Annotated in this window: 20 protein-coding genes and 3 pseudogenes; 2 read left to right on the top strand and 21 right to left on the bottom strand. The window is 57.9% G+C overall.

What is annotated here, in order from left to right; genetic code table 11:
* Positions 1 to 49: 49 nt before the first annotated feature.
* The 10 genes and pseudogenes from nifA to NLM32_RS09910 form a co-directional block, all read right to left on the bottom strand.
* Positions 50 to 1867 carry a nif-specific transcriptional activator NifA gene (gene nifA / locus NLM32_RS09950; protein WP_254128843.1) on the bottom strand — a complete coding sequence of 606 codons (1818 nt, stop codon included), beginning with the start codon at positions 1865 to 1867 and terminating at the stop codon, positions 50 to 52.
* A 389-nt stretch (positions 1868 to 2256) separates the two neighbouring features.
* Complete coding sequence (locus NLM32_RS45780; protein WP_256568234.1) at positions 2257 to 2388, bottom strand: hypothetical protein; 132 nt, start codon at positions 2386 to 2388, stop codon at positions 2257 to 2259.
* Positions 2385 to 2633: a hypothetical protein gene (locus NLM32_RS09945; RefSeq protein WP_254128842.1), complete on the bottom strand. Its 249-nt coding sequence runs from the start codon at positions 2631 to 2633 to the stop codon at positions 2385 to 2387. Before NLM32_RS09945 ends, NLM32_RS45780 begins: the two co-directional genes overlap by 4 nt.
* Before the next feature lie 859 nt (positions 2634 to 3492).
* A pseudogene (locus tag NLM32_RS09940) lies at positions 3493 to 3729 on the bottom strand (nodulation protein NodZ); the annotation flags it as partial.
* 88 nt (positions 3730 to 3817) lie between these two features.
* On the bottom strand, positions 3818 to 5419 hold the full coding sequence (locus NLM32_RS09935; protein WP_375143636.1) for an IS66 family transposase: 1602 nt from the start codon (positions 5417 to 5419) through the stop codon (positions 3818 to 3820).
* A gap of 105 nt (positions 5420 to 5524) precedes the next feature.
* Positions 5525 to 6700, bottom strand: a complete 1176-nt coding sequence (ltrA, locus tag NLM32_RS09930; protein ID WP_254128553.1) for a group II intron reverse transcriptase/maturase — start codon at positions 6698 to 6700, stop codon at positions 5525 to 5527.
* 765 nt (positions 6701 to 7465) lie between these two features.
* The gene (gene tnpB / locus NLM32_RS09925) at positions 7466 to 7819 is read right to left on the bottom strand and encodes an IS66 family insertion sequence element accessory protein TnpB (RefSeq protein WP_027584880.1); all 354 of its coding nucleotides are present in this window, start codon (positions 7817 to 7819) and stop codon (positions 7466 to 7468) included.
* Entirely contained in the window at positions 7800 to 8198 is a 399-nt protein-coding gene (locus NLM32_RS09920; protein ID WP_254128299.1) for a transposase, read from the bottom strand. Before NLM32_RS09920 ends, tnpB begins: the two co-directional genes overlap by 20 nt.
* An 82-nt stretch (positions 8199 to 8280) precedes the next feature.
* Positions 8281 to 9033, bottom strand: a pseudogene (locus tag NLM32_RS09915) (nodulation protein NodZ); the annotation flags it as partial.
* Positions 9034 to 9145: 112 nt separating this feature from the next.
* Positions 9146 to 10198, bottom strand: a pseudogene (locus NLM32_RS09910) (IS630 family transposase).
* Between the two features lie 113 nt (positions 10199 to 10311).
* Between NLM32_RS09910 and NLM32_RS09905 the strand changes: the two are divergent.
* Positions 10312 to 11091, top strand: a complete 780-nt coding sequence (locus tag NLM32_RS09905) for an IS5 family transposase (protein WP_256568233.1) — start codon at positions 10312 to 10314, stop codon at positions 11089 to 11091.
* A 14-nt stretch (positions 11092 to 11105) separates the two neighbouring features.
* Here the strand turns inward: NLM32_RS09905 and NLM32_RS09900 are convergent, their stop codons facing one another.
* The 8 genes from NLM32_RS09900 to NLM32_RS09865 all read right to left on the bottom strand — a co-directional run bounded on the left by NLM32_RS09900 (position 11106) and on the right by NLM32_RS09865 (position 19930).
* Positions 11106 to 13154, bottom strand: a complete 2049-nt coding sequence (locus NLM32_RS09900; protein WP_254128840.1) for a carbamoyltransferase — start codon at positions 13152 to 13154, stop codon at positions 11106 to 11108.
* An 89-nt stretch (positions 13155 to 13243) separates the two neighbouring features.
* Positions 13244 to 14032 (bottom strand): ABC transporter permease, encoded by a 789-nt coding sequence (locus tag NLM32_RS09895; RefSeq protein WP_254135270.1) that lies wholly within the window; start codon positions 14030 to 14032, stop codon positions 13244 to 13246.
* On the bottom strand, positions 14032 to 14946 hold the full coding sequence (gene nodI, locus NLM32_RS09890) for a nodulation factor ABC transporter ATP-binding protein NodI (protein ID WP_254128839.1): 915 nt from the start codon (positions 14944 to 14946) through the stop codon (positions 14032 to 14034). The genes NLM32_RS09895 and nodI overlap by 1 nt, the downstream gene beginning before the upstream one ends.
* 9 nt (positions 14947 to 14955) lie before the next feature.
* Complete coding sequence (gene nodU, locus NLM32_RS09885; RefSeq protein WP_254128838.1) at positions 14956 to 16662, bottom strand: nodulation protein NodU; 1707 nt, start codon at positions 16660 to 16662, stop codon at positions 14956 to 14958.
* A 25-nt stretch (positions 16663 to 16687) separates the two neighbouring features.
* Complete coding sequence (gene nodS / locus NLM32_RS09880; RefSeq protein ID WP_254128837.1) at positions 16688 to 17299, bottom strand: nodulation methyltransferase NodS; 612 nt, start codon at positions 17297 to 17299, stop codon at positions 16688 to 16690.
* Positions 17300 to 17312: 13 nt separating this feature from the next.
* Positions 17313 to 18665: a chitooligosaccharide synthase NodC gene (nodC, locus tag NLM32_RS09875; RefSeq protein WP_254128836.1), complete on the bottom strand. Its 1353-nt coding sequence runs from the start codon at positions 18663 to 18665 to the stop codon at positions 17313 to 17315.
* A gap of 15 nt (positions 18666 to 18680) precedes the next feature.
* Complete coding sequence (gene nodB / locus NLM32_RS09870) at positions 18681 to 19322, bottom strand: chitooligosaccharide deacetylase NodB (protein ID WP_254128835.1); 642 nt, start codon at positions 19320 to 19322, stop codon at positions 18681 to 18683.
* 14 nt (positions 19323 to 19336) lie between these two features.
* Entirely contained in the window at positions 19337 to 19930 is a 594-nt protein-coding gene (locus tag NLM32_RS09865) for a NodA family N-acyltransferase (protein WP_254128834.1), read from the bottom strand.
* A 933-nt stretch (positions 19931 to 20863) separates the two neighbouring features.
* Between NLM32_RS09865 and NLM32_RS09860 the strand changes: the two genes are divergently transcribed.
* A complete protein-coding gene (locus tag NLM32_RS09860; RefSeq protein WP_254128833.1) occupies positions 20864 to 21817 on the top strand; it encodes a LysR family transcriptional regulator in 954 nt (317 codons plus the stop codon).
* Between the two features lie 349 nt (positions 21818 to 22166).
* Here NLM32_RS09860 and NLM32_RS09855 read toward each other — a convergent pair whose 3' ends face one another.
* From NLM32_RS09855 to NLM32_RS09845, 3 genes are all read right to left on the bottom strand, one after another.
* On the bottom strand, positions 22167 to 23276 hold the full coding sequence (locus NLM32_RS09855) for a branched-chain amino acid ABC transporter substrate-binding protein (protein ID WP_254128832.1): 1110 nt from the start codon (positions 23274 to 23276) through the stop codon (positions 22167 to 22169).
* Between the two features lie 134 nt (positions 23277 to 23410).
* Complete coding sequence (locus NLM32_RS09850; RefSeq protein ID WP_256561151.1) at positions 23411 to 23869, bottom strand: MerR family transcriptional regulator; 459 nt, start codon at positions 23867 to 23869, stop codon at positions 23411 to 23413.
* Positions 23870 to 24093: 224 nt separating this feature from the next.
* On the bottom strand, positions 24094 to 24312 hold the full coding sequence (locus NLM32_RS09845) for a hypothetical protein (protein ID WP_254128830.1): 219 nt from the start codon (positions 24310 to 24312) through the stop codon (positions 24094 to 24096).
* Between the last annotated feature and the right edge of the window lie 167 nt (positions 24313 to 24479).

Raw genomic sequence — 24479 nt, 5'->3', positions numbered from 1 at the left:
TCACTTCACATTCGCGCCTCTGACAGCATAGACCGAATCCAGGAGCTGTTCACAGACGCTTGATTTCGATGCCATATTTCCTGAGCGCGTATCCGATTTGGCGCGGCGTCAGTGCAAGAAGGCGCGCGGCCTTTGCCTGAACCCAGCCAGCTTTTTCCATTGCAGCAATGAGGCGCTCGCGATCCGTCAGCTTTGCACCACTCACGATCGCACCATCGGCCGGCGCGACCTCGATAGGTGGACTTAGAACGGCAATCGACGCAGCTGTGTCAGGGGCCGGTATAACTGGTTTCGCCGATAGCTCACCGATCACCGTGGCCCGCGGCTTCGTTTGATCCGATCCGCTCTTCCACAACAGGGCCGAGAGGCATTGACCGTGACAGCAAGCAAAATCGCGCCTGACGATGAACGGCCCTGGCGCCAGTGTTGCGGTCCGTTGCACGCAGTTTTCGAGTTCACGCACATTACCCGGAAAACCACAATTCATCAGCACGTCCATGGCACTCGGATCGAACGTTAACGTACGACAGTTTTCGCTGTTGAAATTTTTGAGAAACTCGGTGGCGAGCAGCGGAATGTCACTACGTCTTTCGCGCAACGGGGGCAGCAGCAATGGAACTACGCTAATACGATAATAAAGGTCGGCGCGAAACTCGTTCTTTGCCACCGCCCCTTCCAGGTCCTTGTTGGTTGCAGCGATCACGCGGACATCAACTTTTATAGTGTGGCCGCTACCGACCCGCTCGAACTCTTGTTCCTGAAGAACCCGCAACAGCTTTGCCTGAAACGAGCCCGAGATCTCGCCGATCTCGTCTAGAAACAGCGTCCCCTTGTCGGCAAGCTCAAAGCGCCCCTTGCGTGAATTATGGGCACCAGTAAACGCCCCCTTTTCGTGGCCGAACAATTCGGATTCCAGCACTGTCTCAGGCAGCGCCGCGCAGTTCATCTTAATGAACGGCCGCTTAGTCCGCGGAGATAACTCGTGAATAGCTTTGGCTACCAGCTCCTTGCCGGTGCCCGACTCACCTCGCAACAGAACTGTGGCATTCGACTTGGCTACCACCGCGATCTTGTCGAGCAGTCCGCGTAGTGCCGGACTGGTACCGATGATACCATCGATATGAACCTTCTTACGCTCTCGCGCCGGTTGCTTAAATTCGAGGAGCTCCTTCTGCCATCGATAGCTCTCCGCCATGAGGCGCTTGCGGTCGCGCGCCACCAAGCGATGGAGCTTCACCGCCTGTCCGATGAGGTTGGCAATCATGGTGAGCAGCCGGACATCGGAATCGAGCGGGAACATCGAGTCGGTATCTGGCACACGCTCGATCGATAGGGTGCCGACTACTTGTCCATCGACGCTGATGGGAACTCCGATAAAGGATAACCGAATGTGATCGCCGGCCCCGAGCACATCCATGTCAGCAGCACTAAACGCTGGATGCGTTGCAACGTCTTCAGCTACGAACGGCATCCCCGTCGCCACAATCTCATCAATCGCCTTTTGAGGCAGGCGCATGCGGTAGCGTTCATCGCTTCCTTCGGTCCAACCGGCGCCGACCGCGATTTCCGCCACGTCGTCGTCTGCCAGGAGAGAGACGACACCGTGCCGCATCTGCAGTGAGGATTGAAGCAGTTCGATGACGCTTGCCAGCGCGACTTCGAGCCGCGAAGGACTAGCAAGCATGTTCGATATTTCGAACACTCCTCTGAGGGCGATTTCGTTCAAGGGTACGACCACGGGATTGTTCGCCTCGCCCTCCGAGCCAGGCCATTCGCCCGCGGAAGCAATATGCACTGTGACAACGCCGACGTCGCCCTTCCTCTCCTCGCTTGCGCTTAGTTCGCACTTCAAAACATCGTCTTGCATGTCACGCTCAATCTCGTGTCCACTCGGATGCCGCCAGGAGATAACATCTTTTCATGGCACGACGGTGAACAAGACGCTTCACTCGATTCACGCTGCTTCACAAGATCGCGCACAAACCTTCGCTGGAATAATATTGGTGCAGACCCAACGAAAACAAGAGATGACTTCTCACGTATTCGCAGATGATCACATACGGCCTACGTCGCGGATCGCGATATCTCGTGTTTCACTTGCTTCATTCGAGCGCAGGGTGAGCTTTTCGCTTTCCCACCACGACGTCCCAGAATGTTGGAGCGATATGCCTACCCCAGGTGGCCATGCAGGTCGCGTGTAGGTCAAAGGACGGAACGCCACCGCGATGCCAACAGGCTCGGCCGCCACGACTGATGTTAATTGCGTCCGTCGGCGACTGGCGTTTCCGATGATGTCAGCAGCGCGCCCTCCGGCACGGAGTGTGAGCCGGCCGCGCTGTTGCGCAATGCCAGAAGCCGCTTGCGCCCAAACTCTTTGAGTTCGGTCAAGCGGTGCGGTCGGATCCGGCGGTAGCCAGCTCGACCTCGACATCGTCTTCAGCCACCGCCCCTTGCGGGAATGAATCATCATCGACAGCTTGCCGCGGGCAAGAGCTGGCGTGCCAGCGCAAAAATCGATCTCCGGCCGACGAGCCGAAGTCGCGACGCGCATTGAGCACCAGCATATTCCAGTCTTTCCTGCTGCATGCCGGTCCCACCAACATGCAACGGATATTGACGTCGATTTCCGACATGCGACATTGGAGCGCATGGTTGTCTGACATGCCGGTCCAAGCGCATCTTTCTTCCATTCTCCTTGTCGCACTCACTTGCGCTTGGATCTGTGCAGGATTTGGGCCAGTGCAATACGAAGAATGCCGATGCGATTGCGACGCAGTGTCGCGCTCGCTAACAGCTTAGCGGATCGAAGACATTAAGCGCGTGTGCTTTCTGGCAACCACACAGGCGAGGGATCTTACCGTGTCTTTGAGCTCCCCAAGTTGTCCCCGGCGGACGTGCGCTCCTGTCAAATTCGTCTCTTCTCTTACTCAAGCGCAACTACGGCAACAGTGCCAAGTTTGTTGGAAATGCTTCAATGCGTCTTGAGCGCACGGTTTGTCATTTGTCAGCCGGACGATCCGACGTCACAGTCGCTGGCATCTTTTTGGTTGACCGCCTTCGACTCACGGGAAGTAAGTCGCTTCGTCACGTCCCACGACCCAGGTTGCGGCTCGGCAGCCTTTCGTCTCTCGATCGAATTGGGGGCACTCGACTATCTGCGAGACCGTAAGACAGCAAGCACGACAGCCTGTTGCGCGGGCAGACATCTCAGAACAACGGCACTCACTGCCGCACCCGCAACGATACCCGCAACGCCCGCCAATCGAACGTTACCACCCCCGTATGTCGGATTCGTTGTCTCAGTGGTCCCGGAACCGGCAAGATTCGCCGGTGAGCGCGTTTCGGCGCATTGAGTTAAATTAGAGCGATGACCTCGACTGCCAAGGCGCCCCAATCGGCAAAAGGCCCGCCACCCTCGTCAAGACGCGGCAGCGCGACAACAGAACAAACACAAGTCGCCGCACGATCGGCGAGAGTGTAAGGGCATGCAACTTATAAGATCGGGTGATGCTCGAGCGGCTCATCGATCAAGATCAGACGAGTCGGATCATTCAAATCGAACTCAATAATGCGCGGCGCGACAAGGCGCGCATAGCGCGTGAAGGCGCTGGTCGGCGGAAAGCGGATCACGGTATCGCATCGACCGAGGAGGTACATCTCGATGAGAGCAGAGAACCCTCCCTCCGCTCCCAGTTTTGCACTGTGCAATGGCCCTGCTTGGTAAGCGCGCTTTTTGACGCACGGTGCAGCATCATCTCCTCGTCTGCGCAGGGCGGGGATTTTGATTGGTGGAGTGTCCCTGTTGGCTTTAAGGCGATCAGCCAGGGTTGACGGTCTCTGCGTGCTTGGCAAAGTTGAATGGCAACAGGTCTTCGATGTCGGCGTCGGGCGGACGCTGCGGCAGTTCAGCGAGCACGTGACATAGCCAGGCGTAGGGCTCAACGTCACAGGCCCGGCATGTCAGCACCAGGCTGTAGATCACCGCGCTGGCCTTTGCGCCGGCGACGGTGTCGCTGAACAACCAGTTTTTTCTTCCGGTCACAAAGGGTCTGATGTCGCGTTCGAGAACATTGTTGTCGATCGGCGCAAGGCCATCATTGGCGTAGCGGGCCAGATAATCCCATTGGTTGCGGGCATAGGCGATGGCCTTGCCGGTCAGGCTTTCGGGCAGCACGTTCGGCGCCTGATCGTCGAGCCAATTTTTGAACGCAGCCAGGACCGGGACGCTGTGCTGCTGGCGCAGCCGCAAGGCGTATTCGGCGCGCGTTTTGCCGTCGGGCGGCGTCTGGCGCGCCAGCCTCTCGACCTCATACAATGCCTCGAAGAACCTGAGTGCCTGCAACGAGAGGCCGCCGGGCTTCTTCATCGCCTTGAGCGCGTCGGTAAATTTCCTGCGCGCGTGCGCCATGCAGCCAAGATGAGTGACACCGGAGAGCGTGCGCCAGGCGTCATAGCCGTCGCTCATCAACAGGCCGCCCCAACTGGCCAGGAAGGCCTGTGGATGCTCCTGGCCGCGACCGGGCTGGTAATCGAACAACACGACTGGCTGGGCGCTGTCCTGGCCACTGCGGTAGACCCACATGTACGATTTGGTCTGCGCATCCCGCCCGTCCTCCTTGAGGACCTTGACCCACGTCTCGTCGCCATGGATCAGAGGCTGCGACCGGAGCGTTTGCTTCAGCGCATCATACACGCGTTGCAGGTGCAATTCGCTCGACCGGATCACCCAATTGGCCAGGGCGCCGCGGCCGACGCTGACGTTGGCGCGTGCCAGCGCGTCCGCCAGACGATACAGCGGCGTGCCGTCGACGTATTTGTTGGCCAGCACGAGCGCCAGCGTCGAAGCCGTGGCGACGCTGCCCGGCAATGGCTGCGCCGGCATCGGTGCGATCACGATCGGGGTGTTCAGCGCAGTGCGCTCGCAGTGACGGCACGCGTACTTGAACCGCACGTGCTGCAGCACTGTCGCCTTCACCTCGATATGCAGTTGTTCGGTGACGTTCTCGCCCATCCGGTGCATCCGATTCCGGCAGCACGGGCAGGCCTTCCGGTCCTCGGGCAGATCATGTTCGATACGCTGGCGCGGCAGATCCGCCGGCAGAGGCTTGCGGCCGCGCTTCTTCGGCGCGGGCGTCTCACCCTCCGGCCGCCCCGTATCCGGCACGACCGCCGGTTCGAGATCGTCCTGTTCCGCGCCTTCTTCGGCGGAAGCCTGTTCGGCTTCGTTGAAGATGCGATCCTTGAGCTTCTCGCTGCGTGGCGCGTAGCGATGCAGCCGCTCCAGCCGCAACTGCTCCTCAAGGTGCCTCACGCGCTGCGCGAGCTTCTCGTTCTCGGCCTTCAGCGCCGCGATCAAGGCTTCCAGTTCGTGCGTCGTGGGCTTGCGGTAGGGTCGAGGGCTGGCGCGCCACTCGACCAGATCTCTTGGTCGAGCACGTTTCCAGCCCCCGCCTCGTCGCACGCAGCGTGCAGATTTCCCGCACTACGCGCACCCATTTGCTTCGCGCTAAGGTTTATGGGCTCATCACACTGGGGCAGCTTTCGTCATGTTGTATGTCACCTGATAGCCATTAAACAGCTTTAGGGTACCGTACAGCCATGATGTACTCCACCGCCTCCAGCCGAAGCCCTTCCGTTTCTGCGCCCGCGTCAGATGACGCCTGACCTTCTTCTCTACCCACTCTTTGATGTAGCTGAAGCACTCACTGGAGTGCCCAACCGCAAAGTAGTTCACCCAGCCACGGAGCTTCGGATTGATCAGGTTGATTATCCTCTCAATCGGCTGCGACCGATGCCGTCGAAATACTTCCTTGAGCTCCCGCATAATCGCCGTTCGCTTCTTGAGCTTAGGCGTCATATGCGGCCGCATCACTCCACGTCGACTGCGGAGATAGCGGAAGTCGAAACCTAGAAAGCCAAAGCTCTCGCCTCGCTCCAGGTCGACTGTACGGCTCTTCTCATCGTTGACTTCTACCTGAAGTTTGACAAATTCCTCCCGTAGCCGTTTGATAACGGCACCAACCAGCCAGTCACGACGTTTGTGGGCGTCAATCAAGATCACCAGATCGTCTGCGAATCTCGCGTAGTCGACACCGGTGTACTTGCCGATGCGTGTGACGTCCCGCGCCCGCTCCAGCATCTTGTCCACCTCGTTGAGGTAGAGATTACTGAGCAAGGGTGAAATCACTCCGCCTTGCGGAACGCCCTTCTTGCCAGAGGTTTTCAGCATAACCTTTAGAAGGTGCATGATGTCCGCGTCGTTGATCCGCTGCGCCACTTTCGTCAACAACCGGTCATGCCGAATATTGTCGAAATACGCTCGCAAATCAAAATCGAGGACCCGCGTCTTCCGTTGCGTTATTGCCTTTGCTACTCGCTTGATCGCGTCATGTGCTGCCCGCTTGGGCCGGTATCCAAACGACCCCGATTGGAAGTCCGCCTCGAAGACAGGTTCGAGTATGAGTTTGAGCGCACCTTGGACCACCCGATCGCGGATCGCCGGAATCGAAAGGACTCGAACTTTGTTCCCGTCCTTCGGTATTTCCTGTCTCCGCGCCGGAAGTGGTCGATAGGTATGCCCGATCAGTTCGTCCCGTAGCTGCTCAAGCAGAGCATCTACGCCTTGCGCTTCGATGGCTCCGAAGGTCACTCCGTCTATTCCCGGAGCGCCGTCATTTTCTCTAGCCATCTCATACGCCATGCGTAGCGTCTCCACCTTGCAGACGTGGACATATAGGCCCCAGAAACGCCAGGACGGTTCAGCCTTCGCCTTGACGTATAGTCTCCGCCTCAGGTCCTGCAAATCGATGGACGCTTTTATCATTTCGTCCTTGCCTTCCTTGCGTTGGAGACTTCACAAATGGCAGGGTCCCTTCGCTCCACGGCCGTTACGCCACTTCGCAGCTACATACGGACCCGGCCGCCACCCTCTCGTCTTCGACCACTTTCCCGGTGTTCGCCGGTTATATGGCCTATCTTGCTCCGACAATTTCTTGCCGGGACGAGGAGGGCTTCTCCAGTTGCTCGGCATGTCCTTGTCATCGTGCTGTCGCTTCCACCCCGCCGAGGTGCACAGCCGTGTCAGTCAGTTTTCGGCTGCCCATGTTGCCTTCGCCCGATGAATGGGGGCTCGGCCCTCGGTCTTCAATATTTCGAGGCCACAACGCGTTCTCTTTCGATACGGCCCGATGACTCGCGATCTCCCCGTCGGGAGACTTGTCGATAGGCTTCAAAAGGTTCGTTTCCTCCCCTCCTGCTATCCGTGCTACAGGGCACTGACTTTTACCCCGGTAGGACTAACTCCTACTGAACATGCCAGCCTTCGCTGGACGCACACTCATCGTAGTCTTGAATCGAAGTCATGCCGCCGCGTCAACCGGGCTCCCATGTCTTCGTCATGTCTTCGGCGGCGTCATCTGAGAACGGCCATGCCGAAGCCCGATGACGCCGCCCGCATCGAACACGCTCAGCCCACGCTCTGATATTGCCGCACCGGATGACGACGCATCGCCGCGATGTTGATGCCGTCAAGCAGCCAGTGCAGCTCCTCCATCGTCAGCGTCAGCACCGCCTCCTGACTTCGGGGCCAGTGGAATCTGTCGGCCTCCAGCCGCTTCAGCAGCATCCAAAATCCTGACCGATCATAAATCAGCAGCTTGATCCGGTCGCGGCGACGATTGCAGAACGCGAACACCGCGCGTTGGAACGGATCCAGCCCCATCGACTGCTCCACCACGATCGCCAGGCTGTTGATGCCCGCCCGGAAGTCAATCGGTTCGCGGTGAAGGTAGACCCGAAGATCAGACGCCAGTCGGAACATCGCAACGCCCCAGCGCTTCAATCACCGCCGACAGCAACTGCGCGTCGCCGCCTTCCAGCGAAAGCGTCACGCCGTTGGGCATCGATGCCGTCAGCCGCCCTGCACAGGATCGCTCCGTCGCGCAAACCGGAATAAAAGCTGGCGCAATCGGCGCCCGCGCCTCCGGCTGGTCATCCCCGTTCTGAAGTTGTCGCTTGGCCACCCACTTGCGCAGCAGGTTCGCGTTCACGCCGTGTTGCAACGCCAGCCCCGCCAGCGACACGCCAGGCTGCAGACAGGCCTCGACCAGTCGCTGTTTGCTGGCCGGATCATAGCGACGCCGGCCATTGCACAACACGCCGACCGTCTCAAGTCTCAAAGGTTCTTCTGGAGTGATCATCGATGGTGTCCACCTCGCTCATGGTGGACACCTCATCCCATCCCCGCGCTCAACTGCATAGGTGCGTAGAAAGGAGCGCTTACCCTGCTTGAACCGCCTGGAAGCGCTTTGGGATGGTAAAGAGGTCGGGAAACATGGCCGACACCCGATCCAGAACTTTCGGACTGTCCGTACATAAGAACACTCTCACCGGCCTTTCGTGGGGCGATGCCTTGATCTCTTCGATGGCCGTGCACACCTGCCGCAAGGCACGCTCCGGATCGGCCCAGTATGGCGTGTGCCCCACGATATCTTCGCCATTGCCGTGTCGAACATGAATGCCTATTACGCTGCGACCCTTGAAGTGCTCCTGATAGATCGCGTCAATCCGAGTTTGAACTTCAGACCGCGGTTTGACGGCCCGAAATATTTGTCGTTCGGCATCCTGATCACACCCCCACATCAAACAAGCATCACACACCACAGTATTCGCGTGAGTGTCATCCCGAGCCTCGAAGAGCTGCCTCAGCTCATCACGTTCACGGAAAATCTGCTCGTCTGGTCGATAAACGCAGTCGACGGATGGCCGATTCCACCAACTTGGAAAAAACGGTCCCGGAAAAGAGAGCTGATTGATCCGATCATCGCAAATCACGGGTACACCGGCGATGTCTTGGATTAGCTCGAAGAACACCCCAAACGCGTTGGTGAAGGGCTCATCGAGATAACAAGATCCGCGCCAGTCGATAACCAACGTACGCCCTGTCCGCTTGGCGTATTGCCAAGCCGACGCGAGCGACCACAAGCAATCACCGAAGCCAGTACGTCGTCGGGAAACAACGAACCTTTCTTTCACAGACCACCATCAACAAACATTTTACTGTCCTCGCCACGACATACCGGACGGATCAGACCTAGGGAACTCTGCGTAAGATCTCCAGAGGTCATCGCGGCCCTAGCACCCGGAATCATAGCTGAGTGATACGTCTACCTTTTGTATGGACGCGGTCGAACCTTTTTCTTTGTCCGGACGAAAGGCTCGGCTTTGTCGTTGTATGCTTTGATGTAGGCATCGATGTGCTGCTTGAGCTGTTTGAGACTTGTGAATGAGGCGCCGCTCAACGACTGCCCCTGCAAGATCGAGAACCACACCTCAGCCTGATTGAGCCAGGATGCTTGTGGGCGTGAAATGAACTTTCACATTGGGATGCGCCCAAAAGCCATAGCGCGCTCTTTTTGTGGGTTTGTGAGATTGTCGAGCGCGAAGCTGGCGGTTCGGAAATGCTGCGGTCACACGATCCATGAAGTCAACAAACTCGACCCGGCGGCGGCGTTTCGATTGCGTCGCAAGGATCTTCCCGGTGGCGACTTCCAGCGCTGCAAATGGCGCGGTCGTGCCGCTTGTAGTCGTGGCCTTACCCGGCCAAGGCGCGACCGTCGGGCAGCGTCGGATAACCCTGTGCTCGTTCCAAGGCCTGAATCGAGCGTTTTTCGTCTACGCATAGGACGATAGCCTTTTGAGCGGTGCCACATAGAGGCCGACTACGTCGGCAGCTTTGGCCATAAACTGCGGGTCGTTGCTCTCGCACCATGACTTGCGGCAGCGAGATCGATTTTGTTATTGCGCAGGAAGCGCCAGAAATATTGAACGTCGACATCGCCAAGTTTCCAGCCAGCAGCGGCCCTGTCCGGCGCGCGTACCCGGCGGGAGGCGACTTATCCAGCAACTTTAAAATCCGTCTGTCGGTAGCCTTCGTATAGATCGGCTGCTTGCCCGGCAGGGGCTTGCTTTGCAGGCCTTCAAGACCTTGATCCGCATAGCGATGGCGCCAAAGGCTGACAGTCCGCGGCTGGACCCAACCTCCTTGGCGATCGATCGGGTACTGCGGCCGGCCGCAGCTATAAGAACGATCCGCGCTCACGTCAAATCGCGCTGCAGCGTCAGCGGTGAGCGCCAACGTTCCTCACAGCACCTTACGATCTTTCTTCGAAAAGTGGACTCCTCTCGCTTCGGGTACCATCCCAACGTTGAATCATGACTCACTTCCCTGGGAAAGGGGGTACTAGGCCGTGTTGAAGGTTTTTGACAGAGGAATCGAGTTTTGATTCAAGGCTGCCTTTCTAGGAGGCAGGATTGAGTCGGGCCGATCCGACGGAGACACGATGGCAGATGCTCGATCCGTTGTTGCCCGATGGCGGCGAACGAGGCCCGCCAATTCTAGACAAGCGGCGTACGGTCAACGGCATTCTGTGGGTTCCGCGAACTGGCGTGCCGTGGCGCGACATGCCGGAACGATATGGCAAGTGGAACTCGGTCTTCATTCGCTTCACACGCTGGAGCAAGCTCGGGGTGTGGGATGCGGCATTCGGGACTTTGGCGAGTCTCGGGCCTGCCGCCGACGAGGAGCACGCCATCGATTCCACCATCATCCGGGCGCACCAGCATGCAGCTGGAGTAAAAGGGGGGAATCAAAATCAAGAGGCGCTCGGCCGCTCGCGCGGCGGCTTCTCGACGAAGGTCCACATCCGCACGAATGCCGAAGGCCACCCGCTGACCTTCGACATCACTGGCGGCGAGGTCCATGAAGTTAATGGCTACGACGCATTGATGGAGCTTCACGACCTCAGTCCCAGAAAACTTCTCGGTGACAAAGGCTACGACAGCGACGCCATTCGTGCTGACCTTGTGGAGCGTGGCATCGAGGCTGTGATCCCGCCGCGATCGAACCGCACGATCCAGATCAAATATGACCGTGAGGCCTACAAACATCGCAATCTTGTCGAACGTTGTGTCAATCGCATCAAACAGTTCCGTCGCGTCGCCACCCGTTACGAAAAAACTGCCAGAGCTTTCCTGTCGATGCTAAGCATCGCCGCAGCGATGCTCTGGATTAGAACCGTCAACACGACCTAGTCATCGATCGACGTTCATGCTGGCTCTGCCATACGATCGCTGTCGTTCTGCACCCGTGTAGCGCGTGAGGGAGGATGCAGGCGAACACGCCGCTGTTCCCATAGGCTCCGTAGTTCTTTGACGAGAACTTCGCGCGCGACCTGATCCAATGTCATCGAATTGAAGAGGTCGCGGAGGACGGCTTCGCCCTTGATCCGCATCAGCAGATCGAACACGCTATCTGAAATGCGCACACCACCACCGCCGGAGACGGTCGTGCGGATCTCGCATGCCGTCTCCTGTCGGTCTCGTGCCGTGTGTGCGCGGACGCAATACAGGGATGCATAAGGCGGCAGTGAAACCGCGAGCGAGGTCCAATCCTCGAGCGTTGCAGCGCGCTTTTTGACAAGGAACGGTCCAACTACGAGAGCATCGAGCTCGGTCGTCAGAAATGTGGCAACGGCATCTGCAACCGAATCCACGATCGGCTCGGCGTTGTTGTTAAAGGAGGTATTCAGCAGAACCGGGATGCCCGTCCGCTTCTTGAACTCATCAATAAGCCGCCAGTAGGCTGGGTTCGACTTGCGCGACACTGTCTGTAGCCGTGCGGTACCATCAACATGTGTGACGGCGCCCAGCAAGCCGCGCTTGGCATCAAGTACGCTAACGACGAAGTTCATGAAGGGAAATTCGTCCGTTCCGGCCGGGAGATCGAAATATTCGCGCGCATCCTCCTCCAATACGGAAGGGGCGAACGGTCGATACCCCTCGCGCTTCTTGACCATAGCGTTTATGCGACCCTTGTTCGCGGAAGGTCGGGGATCGGCGAGAATACTGCGGTTACCCAGCGCACGTGGTCCGAACTCCGACCGACCCTGCACCCATCCGATTACTGCGCCGTTTGCCATCCAATCGGCCGCTCTGCCGGACACGTCATCACTGCGTTCGACGTCGAGATGTCCGGCCCATGCCGCCAATTCCTGCTCCAAGGCGCGGTCGGTCCCGAGATCTGGCCCCCAATAGACCTCCTTCAGCCGCTCGCGCGGGGCAGGCCGCCCAACCTCATCAGATGCCATCAATGCAGCGCCTAGGGCGCAGCCTGCGTCATGCGCCGCGGGTTGCACGAAGATCTCCTTGAACAAACCCGAATACAGCAGCTTACCATTGACGGTGCAGTTGTGGGCCACGCCACCAGCCAAGCACAGCCGCTTCATACCCGTGGCTTCGCGGTAGTGCTGAACTATGTGAAACACGATTCGCTCGAGCGCTTCCTGCAATGACGCGCTGACATCTCGATGCTGCTGGGTGAATGGCATGCCTTTTCGTCGAACCTGAATATTGCGGACCAACGCCGGTCCGATGCGATCCAGGTAGAGCCGGTAGCCCCCGTTCTCAGAGAGCTCGTAGAACCGCTCAAACAGCTCGCGATAAGGCGCAGGATCGCCATAAGGAGCAAGGCCCATGACCTTGTACTCATCGAACAAGCTATAACCCAGATACCGGATCGTCTCGAGATAAAATAGCCCCAAAGAGTTGCTCTCCGGGAAGCTCTCGAGTTGATTGACTTCGGTCCCGGACCCGATGGCCACGAGACCGGAGACAAACTCACCACCGCCATCGATTGCGAGGACCAGACTCTGCTCAAATCCAGACATTGCAAATGCACTTACTGCGTGCGCCTGGTGGTGACTTACGAACGAAACGCGCGATGGATCGACTTCGGTGTTGAACTCCTGAGCCAGCATCGTCCGGAGCAGGAGCCTAGCATCCATCGGAATGGCATCGGATGGCTGCGAGACAAACAGGCGTTCGAGCATTGCATTGCAATACGCTTCGGTCGCATAGAACGCGATGCGATCGACGTCGCTCAGTCGAATACCGGCAGCATCGAGACAGTATTGGATTGAGTTGCTCGGAAATTTATTGGAATGCTTGACCCGATTGAGGCGCTCTTCTTCAACGGCCGCTATCACACGACCGTCACGCACGAGCACCGCAGCGCCGTCGTGAAGAAACGTACTTGGAAGCTCGGGTCGGAATTCATAAATCTTGTCTAATCCGCCGCTCAATCCGAGACACAGCATCTTACTCTCCATTTATTGTGAGAGGGCTCTATTGGGACCAACCGGCCCACGGTTGCTCGCTGCGGCGTCGTGCTTTCCACTGCGGCGTCTCAGCGCATGAGGCGTTGGAGAAGCAGCGCAACCGACAACGAGAATGGCACGACCGCATAAATGCAGAGTGCGCCTATGTGTATACCGACGCTGCCGATTGGCCGCCCCAGCATCGCCGGGCGAATGAGCTCAATCGAATGCTCCAGCGGCAACAGGCCTGCGACGAACTGGAAGGCCGCGGGCAACTGATTGATCGGAAACACTGCGCCGCAGAGGAACACCATGGGTGTAAGGACAAGTGTTTGGTAGAATATGAAATAGTCGTAACTTGGCGCTAAGGATACGATGACCATCGCCAAGCTTGCGAACACGAACCCGGTAAGAGCGATTGCGGGTAGCGCATACAGCATGGATGGCCACGCCGCGTAACCCAAGCCCGCGGCGACGATTGTGATGCCTGTACCGGCCAGCACGGCCTTGCTGGCTGCCCATGCCACTTCTCCGAGCAGGATGTCGCCAAGAGTAAGCTGTGTGCACAGCATTGCCTCCCAGGTCCGTTGCGTGTGCATGCGGGCGAATGTTGCGTAAATCGTCTCGAAGCTCGCGGAAGTCATCGCGCTGGTCGCGACCATCCCGCCCACCAGAAAATCGATATATGAGGTCCCGTTTACACGACCGACGATGAGTCCGAGGCCGAAGCCAAGCCCCAGTAGATTGGTCATCGGATCGGCGAGATTGCCGAGCAGCGACGCAAGCGCGACCTTCCTCCATGCTAGATAGTTGCGTCGCCATACCGCAACCCAGTTAAACGCATTCGCAGGCATGGCCGCGCCATAAGTCATATTCATCATATCTCTATCTCGCGTCCGGTCAGTCGCAAGAACACATCCTCGAGGTTCGGCGGACGCTCTAGAAGCCGCAACCCCACAGCCCCTCGCAACTGCCTCCGCACTTGCTCCAGATCCGTCGCATAGCAAAAGATCGTCTCGCCGCTTAGTTCGATGCGCTGCGCGTAAGGCTTGATCAGCTCAATGGATACCTGCGGGTTGCCACCATAGATCTCCATGACATCGCAGCCGATCTGTTCGATGATTAGCGCCTGAGGCTCACCTTCGGCGATCTTGCGTCCTTCCTCAAGCACGCAGAGCCTGTCGCACAACCGCTCGGCCTCTTCCATAAAGTGGGTCGTCAGCAGGATCGTCTTGCCGCGCGCGAGTAGCGCTCGCAGGCGCTCCCAGATCAGATGGCGCGCGTGCGGATCAAGACCTGTCGTTGGTTCGTCCATAACGAGCAGATGCGGGTCGTTGATCAGCGCACGTGCCAGCACCAATCGGCGCTTCATGCCACCGGACAACTCGGCAACGCGCGCATCGGCCCTGCTCTCGAGGCGGGCAAATTCGAGCAGCGATGGAATGACCGCATCGATTTCGCGCGCGTTCATGCCGAAATAGCGCCCGAACACCAGCAAATTCTCGCGGACCGTGAACTCATTCTCGAGGTTGTCGAATTGCGGGACCACGCCCACGCCTGCGCGTGCCAAGCGAGCGTGTGCCGGTACTTGCTTGCCGAGCACTGTAATCTGGCCAGAGTCCGGCGGGACCATGCCGAGTATCATACGCACAATGGTGCTCTTGCCCGCACCATTTGGACCGAGCAGCCCGAAGCACTCTCCCGCTGCAACGGTGAATGCCAGATCGTTGACAACTGCTTTGCCGCGATACGATTTGTTTACAGCGGCAAAACTGATCGCTACGCTCGACATGCGTTCATCTCAGCTTGTCAGAGCCAGCTCGGACGACGGCACCTTGACTTCGAGCGTTTTGGTCCAAAGCAGGCCGTCGCACCAGATGTGTTCGATGCGCCCCCATTTGCAGGCAGCTGCGACATCGGGAAAGAAGCCACGTCCATGGTGATTGGCGCTGGTGTTGCAAAGCAGCGGAATGCCCGTGAATTTTTCATATTCAATGAGCAATTCAGCCACTTTGTGCTGCGATGTTCTGCCAATCGTCTGTAACCGTGCGGATCCGTCGAGGTGCACAACAGCGGGGATTCTGTCTCGCCACTCTGGCCGCGTCTGATGGTCGAAGAGCATGTAAGGGTCCGGCGATCCAGGATCGAAAATGTCCGGCGCTCGGTCCTCCAGGCATATCGGCGCAACCGGCCGGAAGTGTTCGCGAAATTTGATATCGTTGAGATAGTCCTTCATTGTCGGAGATGTCGCCGCAGCAAGAATGCTTCTGCCACCCAGGGCGCGTGGGCCGAGTTCGGCGCGGCCGTTAAGGAAGACCACGGGCTTACCAGTTGCGAGGAGTGCGGCAAGCTCGCCTATGCTGCAGGGTGCTGCGTCCCATCCCACCGGTGCATCTCCGCCTGCAAGGGCTGGACCACTATGGACCGACCACTCAAGGGGTACGAAACCTTTGTCCGCCACCATTGCCGAGCAGGCGGCTCCGATTGCTGAACCACTGTCATTCGGGAAAGGCGGCACCCAAACAGCATCGAACAGGCCGGTCGCACGTAACGCACTGTTCCACTTGATGTTAAGACCACAACCACCGGCTATGCATAGATTGCGCGGCCCCGGAAAGTACGAATGCCGAAGCAAAGCAAGGCCCATCTCCCGCATGAGCAGACGCTCGAGGAAAATATGAAACGATGCGAGTACATCCGCGGGTCGCTTGACCTCTAGTCGAAGTGCGCTTTCTACGAAGAATTCATGCGTAGCCGCAAGTGACGCCTCGGCATTATTTATGTTCGCACGGTAACGCTGAGCGGACTCCGTGTCCCCCGCAAAGCGCTTCTCATAGACCTCCCTAAACACCGTCACAACGCCTTCATCGGGCGCCCCCAGACCGATATAGGCCATCAGTTTGCCCGCAACGCCAAGGTCCCAGCTGGTCCGGTTCGGCTGCCGATAGGGCCCGAAGTAATGGCCAGCGACAGCATAAGCATGGCCTATCATCGGGAATAGGCATTCGAGAAAGCGGCCCCCGCCCGGCTCCACATAATAAAGTCGCGGAAAGATGCAGCCATCCCATACGAGGCAGAAAGCCGGATCTCTCGCTTTCGCAAACGGGCTCGTGCAGTAAGCGGAGGCAACATGGCCCGTGACGTGCGCATAGCTCTTATAGGAGAAACTCTCGCCCTCGAGCACCAGCCCATCCCCCTCGCGTGAAGATAGGAGCCCATCGGGAGGTTCAACATACGGTGCGCCTTTGAGCGTCAGACGTTCCGACCCACTCAGGACGTGGAATTCCGTTTCGATTTCCCCGTCCCAACCGTCGATGACGAACTGATCAATATCGCGGGGATGAAGGCCGTGTTCCGCCAATGTGAGAACAACTGTGTCGAGATTCTCGATGGCCGAGTACCGTCGGTTGTTCTCACGTTTTTCATGCTCGATGCAAAAGGCCAGACGTCCATCCTCTACAAGAGCGATGGACCCGTCGTGCGTCAGCTTGATGCCACAGATACGCATAGTGCCCCGATGCTACGGTCAGTTTTTAGATAGAAGGGAAGACAGAATTCCGAAAACAAGCGAGCAAGCAGTCTTCGTTGGCCGACTCGCCCTGACATTGCACCCGTTCGACCTCGACCAATGTTTCGTTCAACATTGCGATGATCGTCTCGGCGCCGGCAGCATGTCCCCAGCCGAGGCAGGTGGCATCACGCGCCGATCCGAAAACCAGATGACCATCCGGCGCAAGCATTCCCACCAAATTGCCGATGGCCGTACGCATCTCGGCAATATCGCGGAGGTAGTAGAGCACTTCCGCCACCACGATCAAGTCGAACCGTTCCGTTCGAGAGAACTGCTGAATATCAGAGACTATCCATGTGATGTGCGACCATCGCTTCGTCCGTTGGCTCGCCCGACCGATCGCTCGCGGCGCGATGTCAACGACTGTAAGTCGTCCGCAATGGGGCGCAAGCTTTTCCGTGAATGCGCCGGCCGCACACCCGACCTCGAGCGCATTCGTGATGAAGCCGTTGGAAAGCGAAAGCCGGAGCATCTGCGTATGACGCTCTCGCTCGAACGGATTGCCGTCCAGCCGCCATGGATCATCGGCAGTTAATTCTCGTTCCAACGATTGATAACGGTCATCCGGGTTCATGAGTTACCGCTCCTCAGTCCGAATCGCTCGCCGCTGCAAATGCGGTCGTGTCATTGCTAGACGGACGGCGCGAACTACGAATCGGAACTGCCGATCCCGAAGGCCGGGCTGGGTCTGGTTGAGTATCCTGGTTCTGCTGGAGCGCCTGGTTTACGCCAAACCCAGGTGCCTTGGCTGAATTGCGTGAGAGCCAATCGCTATTGCTAAGCGTACACAACGCATAGGCCTTTACCGGAAGTAGCAGAAAGATATTGATGGGCGTGTGCAAAGAAAACGCCAAGAATCGCAGTTGACGAGCACGCAAGGCAGCTACGCCGCATCTCACCATGGTCATTGATGCGACGACCAGAACTGTCCACCATGGCACAGTGTCCGTGAGCGCGAGCTGTGCAATGCCCGTTACCACCGAAAGCGCCAGAAGAAGCGGGCCGACGTTTTGCCCGATAACGTCTAATGTCAGGTATCGATCGAGACCGGGCAAAAGGCGCAACGCAAGTAGGGTATCTCGGAAAGTGCTGCGGGCCCAGCGAAGCTGTTGGCGCAGATACGGCCCTACCCTATCTGGAACCACTGTCGCGGCGTACGCGTCTGGAACGTATTGAGTTCGAAATCCTGCTTTCAGCATAAGGATCGTGAGATGGCGATCCTCACCAAAATCGCTCGGCTTTCCTCGGAAGAATTGCGCCTCGTACTGATCCAGCAGCAAATCGAGGGCCGATCGTCGGTACATGGCACATGGACCACAGCAGCACATGACCGCGCCGAAACGAGCTTGAGCTGCGCGCTCTTCGTTGCACGCCAACCAGTACTCCATGTCGATCAACCGAGTTAGCCAAGTGGCGCTCCGGTTGCTCGCCGTCAGCTGCCCCATGGCAGCACCGATCCCATCATCTTGCATTCTCAGTGCGAGCCTCCTGACCACATCGGTCGCGAGTATCGTGTCCGAATCGACGTTGAGGACCAGTTCTCCGGAAGACCGGCGGATCGCGGCAATCTGTGCCTTACGTTTTCCAACGTTCTTTCGCAGGAGAATAAAGTTGAACCTTGAATCGTGCGCATAGGCATGATGGACGGGTGCCACGTCGTCGCGATTTCCAGAACCGTCGTCGACGACATAGACGCGTAGTTGCCCAACATAGTCTTGGCTTGCAATGGATTCTAGGCATGCCGACAGCGTGCGCGGGTCCTCGTTGAAGCAGGGTACGATTACATCCACGCTGGGTATCGATTCAGGGTCGCCCCCATCTGATGATACCGACGACACTCGTGTCGGCGATGCATGGAACGCCTGCGCCGACTTGTAGACCGCGGAGAGCAACGCATAAGTCGAAACGACAACAGTACTAGTTGTGGCAAGTAGGTTCATTAGGACGCCAATTGTTCAATGAGTTTGCGGAAGCGGGCGGATCGCGAATCCGCGATCATGCAAGGCTGGAATAAGTTGGGACAGCGCCTTCACCGTCTGGTTGCGCAGACCGGCATGAATGCCCGGCCCCAACTCGTCGGGCGGGCATCCGTCATGCAAGAGAACGATCGCACCAGGGCGGACAGAGGCTAACACTGCTTCGACGATTGTATCGACGCCGGGACAACACCAGTCGCGCGGGTCTACCGACCAGTGAAGAGCCGCAAGTCCGGCCTTCGCTGACTTGGCCAGCACTGCTTCGGTCCAAATCCCATACGGCGCACGCACACGTCGCACCGGGGCCTGAGGGCATGCGCTCCTGATGGCGCTACTCGCGGTCATTATTTCACACTGCACCTCGTCGGGGTCGCATCTGGACAGATCGGGATGTGTCATCGTGTGGTTCGCGACCTCGTGCCCTTCCGCGACCATCCGACGAATCAGCTCTGGCTCATTCGTCGCGTACGTGCCAATGACACAGAACGTCGCCGGCGCGCGGTACTCCGCCAGCACATCAAGAATATCCGGCGTGCAGTATGGATTAGGCCCATCATCGAACGTCAGATAGACGCTGTGGCGAGCGGTGTCCGTGATGCGCTTGCTGTTGGCTTCGAGCAAGCAACTCGTTTGTTTCACAGCTCTGGCCCATTACGCTCGATGACTGTGCCGGCGGGCCACTCGCTCATCGGCCGCGCTATAGGGAACACTACAAGCAGCGCGTCATCGACTCGAGTTGGGGGCAAGTTGGCATAGATATCGGGAAGAGTTGATCGCACGCGAATGCCCTGAACAATTGTCGCCAATCCCGGCCGGCCGAGCAGCCTAAAGACATGTTCTTTGAGTTCATGCCGAACCGTACCGAAGCCGAAGGGGACGCCGAGCTCCTGCAACAGAGGATACATCACGCGCATGGAATGACTGATTCCGAGACCTTCGAGATCCGGGCGTACCGCGTACAACCCAAGTTCGGCCACCAACAGATCGGTTCCACCGACTTTGATGAACCGGCGCAATGCGCCGATATGAGCCGCGACGCCGCGATCATCGTAGCCAACTACCCTGAGCTCCGGTCTCGCGCCCGCCCAGCTTCGATTGCCTTCAAATGGCTTTGCGTTGAACGCTCCGGTCGGCCCGTAGGCGCTTCGAAAGAAGCCGGAGATTTGGACGTGGTCGGCGAGTTGTAAGTTATTTTCCCAGCACGTCCTCCACTGGAGTTGAGGGCGCATGAAAGACTCTCCTGCTTCTTGCTGCCTTCCTGAGGCACGCCTCAAGCGAGCGACGGGCAGTGTGACGGTGCTCGTTCGATGGGGTCGTCAGCGAATGGGGGGAATGTTGGCTTGTGGACGGCGTTACGATCGCATCGCGCGGGGAGCGAGCCACCCTTCATGCTCATCTTGAGTGTACCGCGGCTCGTTATCGCCGTCGTCTCCAGGCAAGTAGCGGCCGGCTCTGTTACAGGTGGCGCTCTGTCTAGTGTCTCAAATCCTCCGCGGCCGCGATGTGTGGTACTCAAGTTATCCAAGGCCCACCCAGTTACCCAATCATATCGAGGTAGACGCCTTCCATTGAATGGTATGCGGAGTGCATACGATGGTTTAAATCGCGCTCCTGGCCGCATTATTGAGCGGCGTACGGTTGCAGCGGGAGACGACCCCATTGTAGAAACTGTCTCGAACGGGCGAAGGAGCTGCGACTCCGCTGCAAGCGACGTCACGCTCCTCTGGCCGTACAGGAGATATGCTGATCGCGGGCACCGAAAGCGGGACACGAGCGTGTTAGCCGCGGCTTCATTTGCCTCGTCCAATCTCTGCCGCCAAGTTCGATGCACGCGACGAACTTGTTGCCGCTCATTTGTTCTCTTAAAGCGGGCGCGACGGCTCGCCGCGTGTGCGCTCGGCGAGCGTTGGCATGAGTGGTTAACACTGGAATCGATGCAATGCATTCGGATGTGACAATACAATGACGGAGGCCGAGCTAAGCTGTTACGCCCAAGCGCCGACGAAACTGCATCACCAATTCTTGCGATCTGCGGTGCCACGCTCTGCGTCTCCGAAACCTACCCCGATTGCTCAGGTACTGGAGATTTCCTAGACGGCGCCGAGCGAATTCGTAAAATCGATTGTTTGGATGAGAAACATCTACAGTGCGGATAGGTGACAATGCGTTTCCGAGGGCTTGATCTTAATCTCCTCGTCGCGCTCGATGCTCTGATGACTGAGGGTAACCTCACAGCAGCGGCGCGCAGCATCAACTTGAGCCAGCCGGCCATGAGCGCGGCGGTTGGCCGCCTACGCGCGTATTTCAAAGACGACCTCTTTACGATGAAAGGTCGCGAACTTATTCCGACTCCACGTGCAGAAGCCCTCGCTGCCCCAACTCGCGAGGCTCTACTTCACATCCAGTTCTCCATAACTTCCAGGGATGCATTCAAACCGGCCGACTCTGAACGGCGCTTTAGGATCAGCCTGTCTGATTTTGCTGCGGTCGTGTGGTTTCGACATGTCGTGGAGCGTGTCGCACGAGATGCGCCCGGCGTCAGGTTCGAGTTGGTACCTCTCGCAAATCCGTTCGATCACCCTCTCCAGCGCGCCGAAATCGATTTTCTTATCGTGCCCGAGCTCTACATGTCGGACGCTCACCCCAAGGCGACCCTTTTTGACGAGACACTCGTGTGCGTCGGCTGCCGCTCGAACAAGCAACTATCGCGGCAGCTTACATTCGAGAGATACATGTCAATGGGGCATGTCGCGGTCAAGTTCGGGCGCAATCGAGTGCCTTCCATAGACGAATGGTTTATGCAAGAGCACGGCATCAAGAGGCGCGTTGAGGTCGTCGTGCAAAGCTTCAGCATGATCCCTCCCATGTTACTTGGAACCAACCGAATAGCGACGATGCCCCTGACGCTCGTGAAGTACTTCGCAAAGACGATGCCGCTGCGGATCACTAAACTCCCGCTACCGCTTCCGGGCTTTACCGAGGCCGTCCAATGGCCTTCCCTTCACAATACTGATCCGGCAAGCATATGGATGCGTGAAATTTTGTTGCAGGAGGCAGGGCGCCTAGTTTCTCCCCGCGCCAAGACACGCCTACGGCATCTTCCGAACCACTCTTAGCCCGCTAGAGACACAGCGATACATGCTTCGGCATGACAATCGCGGTTCGCAGGACCTTCGCTCGCTCCAAGAAATGGCGGCCCGACGACAGTGAGACCTCACAAGTCGATATAGCTTTCCGTCCCCGGTGATTCTTCGGGGTCAGCCCTTCGCCGCACATTTCTCCTGTCAGGCAGCTCGACCGTCCTCTCCCTGATCCACCCGGTGATCGCGGTGTCTTTCGATCTCCGATGGTTGCCTCGGAGGATCGCGTTCTCATCCACCGCAAGACTCTGCTGGCGGCCGATTGGCCAAACAGGCAGCGGGCCTGTTGATAATCAGGTCGTTCGTTCAGCCACCGATACCTGGTCTACTCGACCCTCTCGATCGTGTTGCCGCGCCAGCGATTGACCACGAAACCGGCAGATGCATTGTCGCCCTTCGCATCAAACCGCACGTGGCCAATCACGGTTTCAACTTCTTGCGAACGAAGCGCTTTCGCGACGCGCAGAGCGTTGAAGGAGCCAGCGCGCCTCACCGCAAGGGCCCACGCCTGTACCGCGGCATAAGCGTAAAGAGTGTAGCCTTCCGCAGTTCGTTTTGTTGCTTTCAATCTGGCTACGACGCCGGCAGCCTCTGCGTTCTTGGTGGCATCGAACATGAATGTGAAGAGAGTGCCATTTGCGGCACTGCTCGCAATCGCCCAGAATTCGCTCGTCATCAGCGCGTCGTTAGCCATGACCGTGAGACGCGCGCGTGCGTCAGCGGCTTGGCGTACAATTAAGCCGATTTCGGCGTAATAGCCACCGATATAGGCGATTTCGATTCCTTCCCTCTTCATCCTTGATACCAGAGCGGTGTAATCCTTTTCGCCGGCCATATAGCTTTGTCGCATGATATTCAGGAGGCCCGCATCATGAAGACGAGACGCAACGACATCTGCAATGCCCTTGCCAGCTGCGCTCTTGTCATCGAGGACGGCGATCTTTCTTTTAGAGTGGTGCCGCAAGATATAGTTGGCGGCCACTACCCCTTGCTGGTCGTCACGGCCACAGATCCGAAAAGCCGTTCGCAGACCTCGCTCCGTCAGCTGAGGATCGGTTGATCCGGGCGAAATCTGAATAATTCCCGCTTCAGCGTAAACGTCGGAAGCGGGAATTGAGGAAGAAGAACAATAGTGACCAACAACCAACCTAACCTGGTCCGCTGCCAGCCGATTGGCTACCGCAACGGCCTGCTTCGGATCGCAGGCGTCGTCGGCGACACTCAATCTGATCTTGAGTTCTGGAAGCAATCCAGAAGAGTTCAAATCAGCCACGGCCGCACTTGCGCCGTAAAGCATCTGAGCACCAACCGCAGCTTTGCTGCCTGTCATAGGTCCGGCCACTGCAACGTAAACATCGTCAGCTGAGGCGCCGGAGACCAACACGAAAGCAAGGACCGCTGCACCGGCAAATGAACTCAGGCGAAGAAATGCCATTTGCGACCCCTGACGTCGGCTGATTCGCGCTACGATGTACGCTCGTTTTGGCACCTCAGTCGTGGTTGTTGCCGTAGGCATAACGTCACGTTCTTGACCGATCGTTCACGCAATCGTAGTTCTCCTGGCCGCCACTATCGATCCCCATCATCGGGAGCCCGTGCCCGCCGGCGCGTCTGACCACCGCTCTCTCGCGACATTGCATCAAGGCGGGCCGGTAGCTCGTCTACACTGACATCCGCTTCCGTATTCTTCGTAATGTTGCGCAAACGATCGCGCAACTTTGTTGCACGCGCGACCTGAAGCTCCGCTCGCTCCAATTGCTCGCTCAATAAATCAGGAAGCGAAGTTCTGCCGTCCATCGCCTTCCGAATCTCTCGAAGAGAGAATCCGAGATCACGAAGCGCCAGAATGTGATAAACTCTTCTGAGGCTCTCACCGTCGTAGATCCGGTGACCACCGCACGTGCGCTGCGAGGCGGCCAACAATCCCGTGTGCTCATAGTGACGCAGAGTGCGTACCGTCACGCCGGTCGCATCCGCAAGTTCACCGATGCGTCGCCATCGACGCCTGAGTACTGTAGGTCTGTTCATGTTTCTCAGTTTTCAAACCTACAACCTAACGCCACGTGAGATTCAAGCGGTTTTGACGGCCCGTAGATCTTGCGGCCAGGTTCTCGCACGAAATATCGAACTTTGCCTTCCGAGGAAGCGCTTCACCGGGCGAATGTGACATGCAAGAAGCAACCACACTGTTGACTTTGCGTCGGATGACCTCGTCATGGGCGCATCGAAAGAAGCATTGGACCTCTGCTGGACTAAACGGCGGAAGCAATGGCTACCATCAGCTTCCTGAGGCGGACCAATTCGGCCCGACCAGCGGCTGTGCGTCCAAGCACAAGCTTGGCGATCTCCGTTCTGTTGATGGGAGTTCGCATACTTGCCGGCAGCGCCGCCACCGCCTCATCAAAAATCTTCCCCAACATGCAAAGGTCTTCCGGATCGAAGACACCACTTCTTGCCTGCAACACTTGCACCGTCTCTCCTGTCAAACGTCGTGTCGGCGGCTCGGCTCCTTGCAAGGGCATTTGGCTGCGTTAGGGCAAAAGGAAGACCGACCTGCGGCGCGAGACCATGCGCGGATCGATTTGTCGCTCGATGCAACATGAAAGCGCGCTGGCCAGACGGAGGCGCGCAAACGCAA

The sequence above is a fragment of the Bradyrhizobium sp. CCGUVB14 genome, assembly GCF_024199935.1.
GTDB lineage: Bacteria > Pseudomonadota > Alphaproteobacteria > Rhizobiales > Xanthobacteraceae > Bradyrhizobium.
The sequence above is the reverse complement of the archived record's forward strand: the minus strand, read 5'-3'. Positions and strand labels throughout refer to the sequence as shown.

Coding starts and splice junctions, on each gene's coding strand:
- nifA (WP_254128843.1), bottom strand. CDS start 1,867: ATGCAAGACGATGTTTTGAAGTGCGAACTAAGCGCAAGCGAGGAGAGG.
- NLM32_RS09945 (WP_254128842.1), bottom strand. CDS start 2,633: ATGTCGGAAATCGACGTCAATATCCGTTGCATGTTGGTGGGACCGGCA.
- ltrA (WP_254128553.1), bottom strand. CDS start 6,700: ATGGCGTATGAGATGGCTAGAGAAAATGACGGCGCTCCGGGAATAGAC.
- tnpB (WP_027584880.1), bottom strand. CDS start 7,819: ATGTTCCGACTGGCGTCTGATCTTCGGGTCTACCTTCACCGCGAACCG.
- NLM32_RS09920 (WP_254128299.1), bottom strand. CDS start 8,198: ATGATCACTCCAGAAGAACCTTTGAGACTTGAGACGGTCGGCGTGTTG.
- NLM32_RS09900 (WP_254128840.1), bottom strand. CDS start 13,154: ATGCTGTGTCTCGGATTGAGCGGCGGATTAGACAAGATTTATGAATTC.
- NLM32_RS09895 (WP_254135270.1), bottom strand. CDS start 14,032: ATGAATATGACTTATGGCGCGGCCATGCCTGCGAATGCGTTTAACTGG.
- nodI (WP_254128839.1), bottom strand. CDS start 14,946: ATGTCGAGCGTAGCGATCAGTTTTGCCGCTGTAAACAAATCGTATCGC.
- nodU (WP_254128838.1), bottom strand. CDS start 16,662: ATGCGTATCTGTGGCATCAAGCTGACGCACGACGGGTCCATCGCTCTT.
- nodS (WP_254128837.1), bottom strand. CDS start 17,299: ATGAACCCGGATGACCGTTATCAATCGTTGGAACGAGAATTAACTGCC.
- nodC (WP_254128836.1), bottom strand. CDS start 18,665: ATGAACCTACTTGCCACAACTAGTACTGTTGTCGTTTCGACTTATGCG.
- NLM32_RS09865 (WP_254128834.1), bottom strand. CDS start 19,930: ATGCGCCCTCAACTCCAGTGGAGGACGTGCTGGGAAAATAACTTACAA.
- NLM32_RS09860 (WP_254128833.1), top strand. CDS start 20,864: ATGCGTTTCCGAGGGCTTGATCTTAATCTCCTCGTCGCGCTCGATGCT.
- NLM32_RS09855 (WP_254128832.1), bottom strand. CDS start 23,276: ATGGCATTTCTTCGCCTGAGTTCATTTGCCGGTGCAGCGGTCCTTGCT.
- NLM32_RS09850 (WP_256561151.1), bottom strand. CDS start 23,869: ATGAACAGACCTACAGTACTCAGGCGTCGATGGCGACGCATCGGTGAA.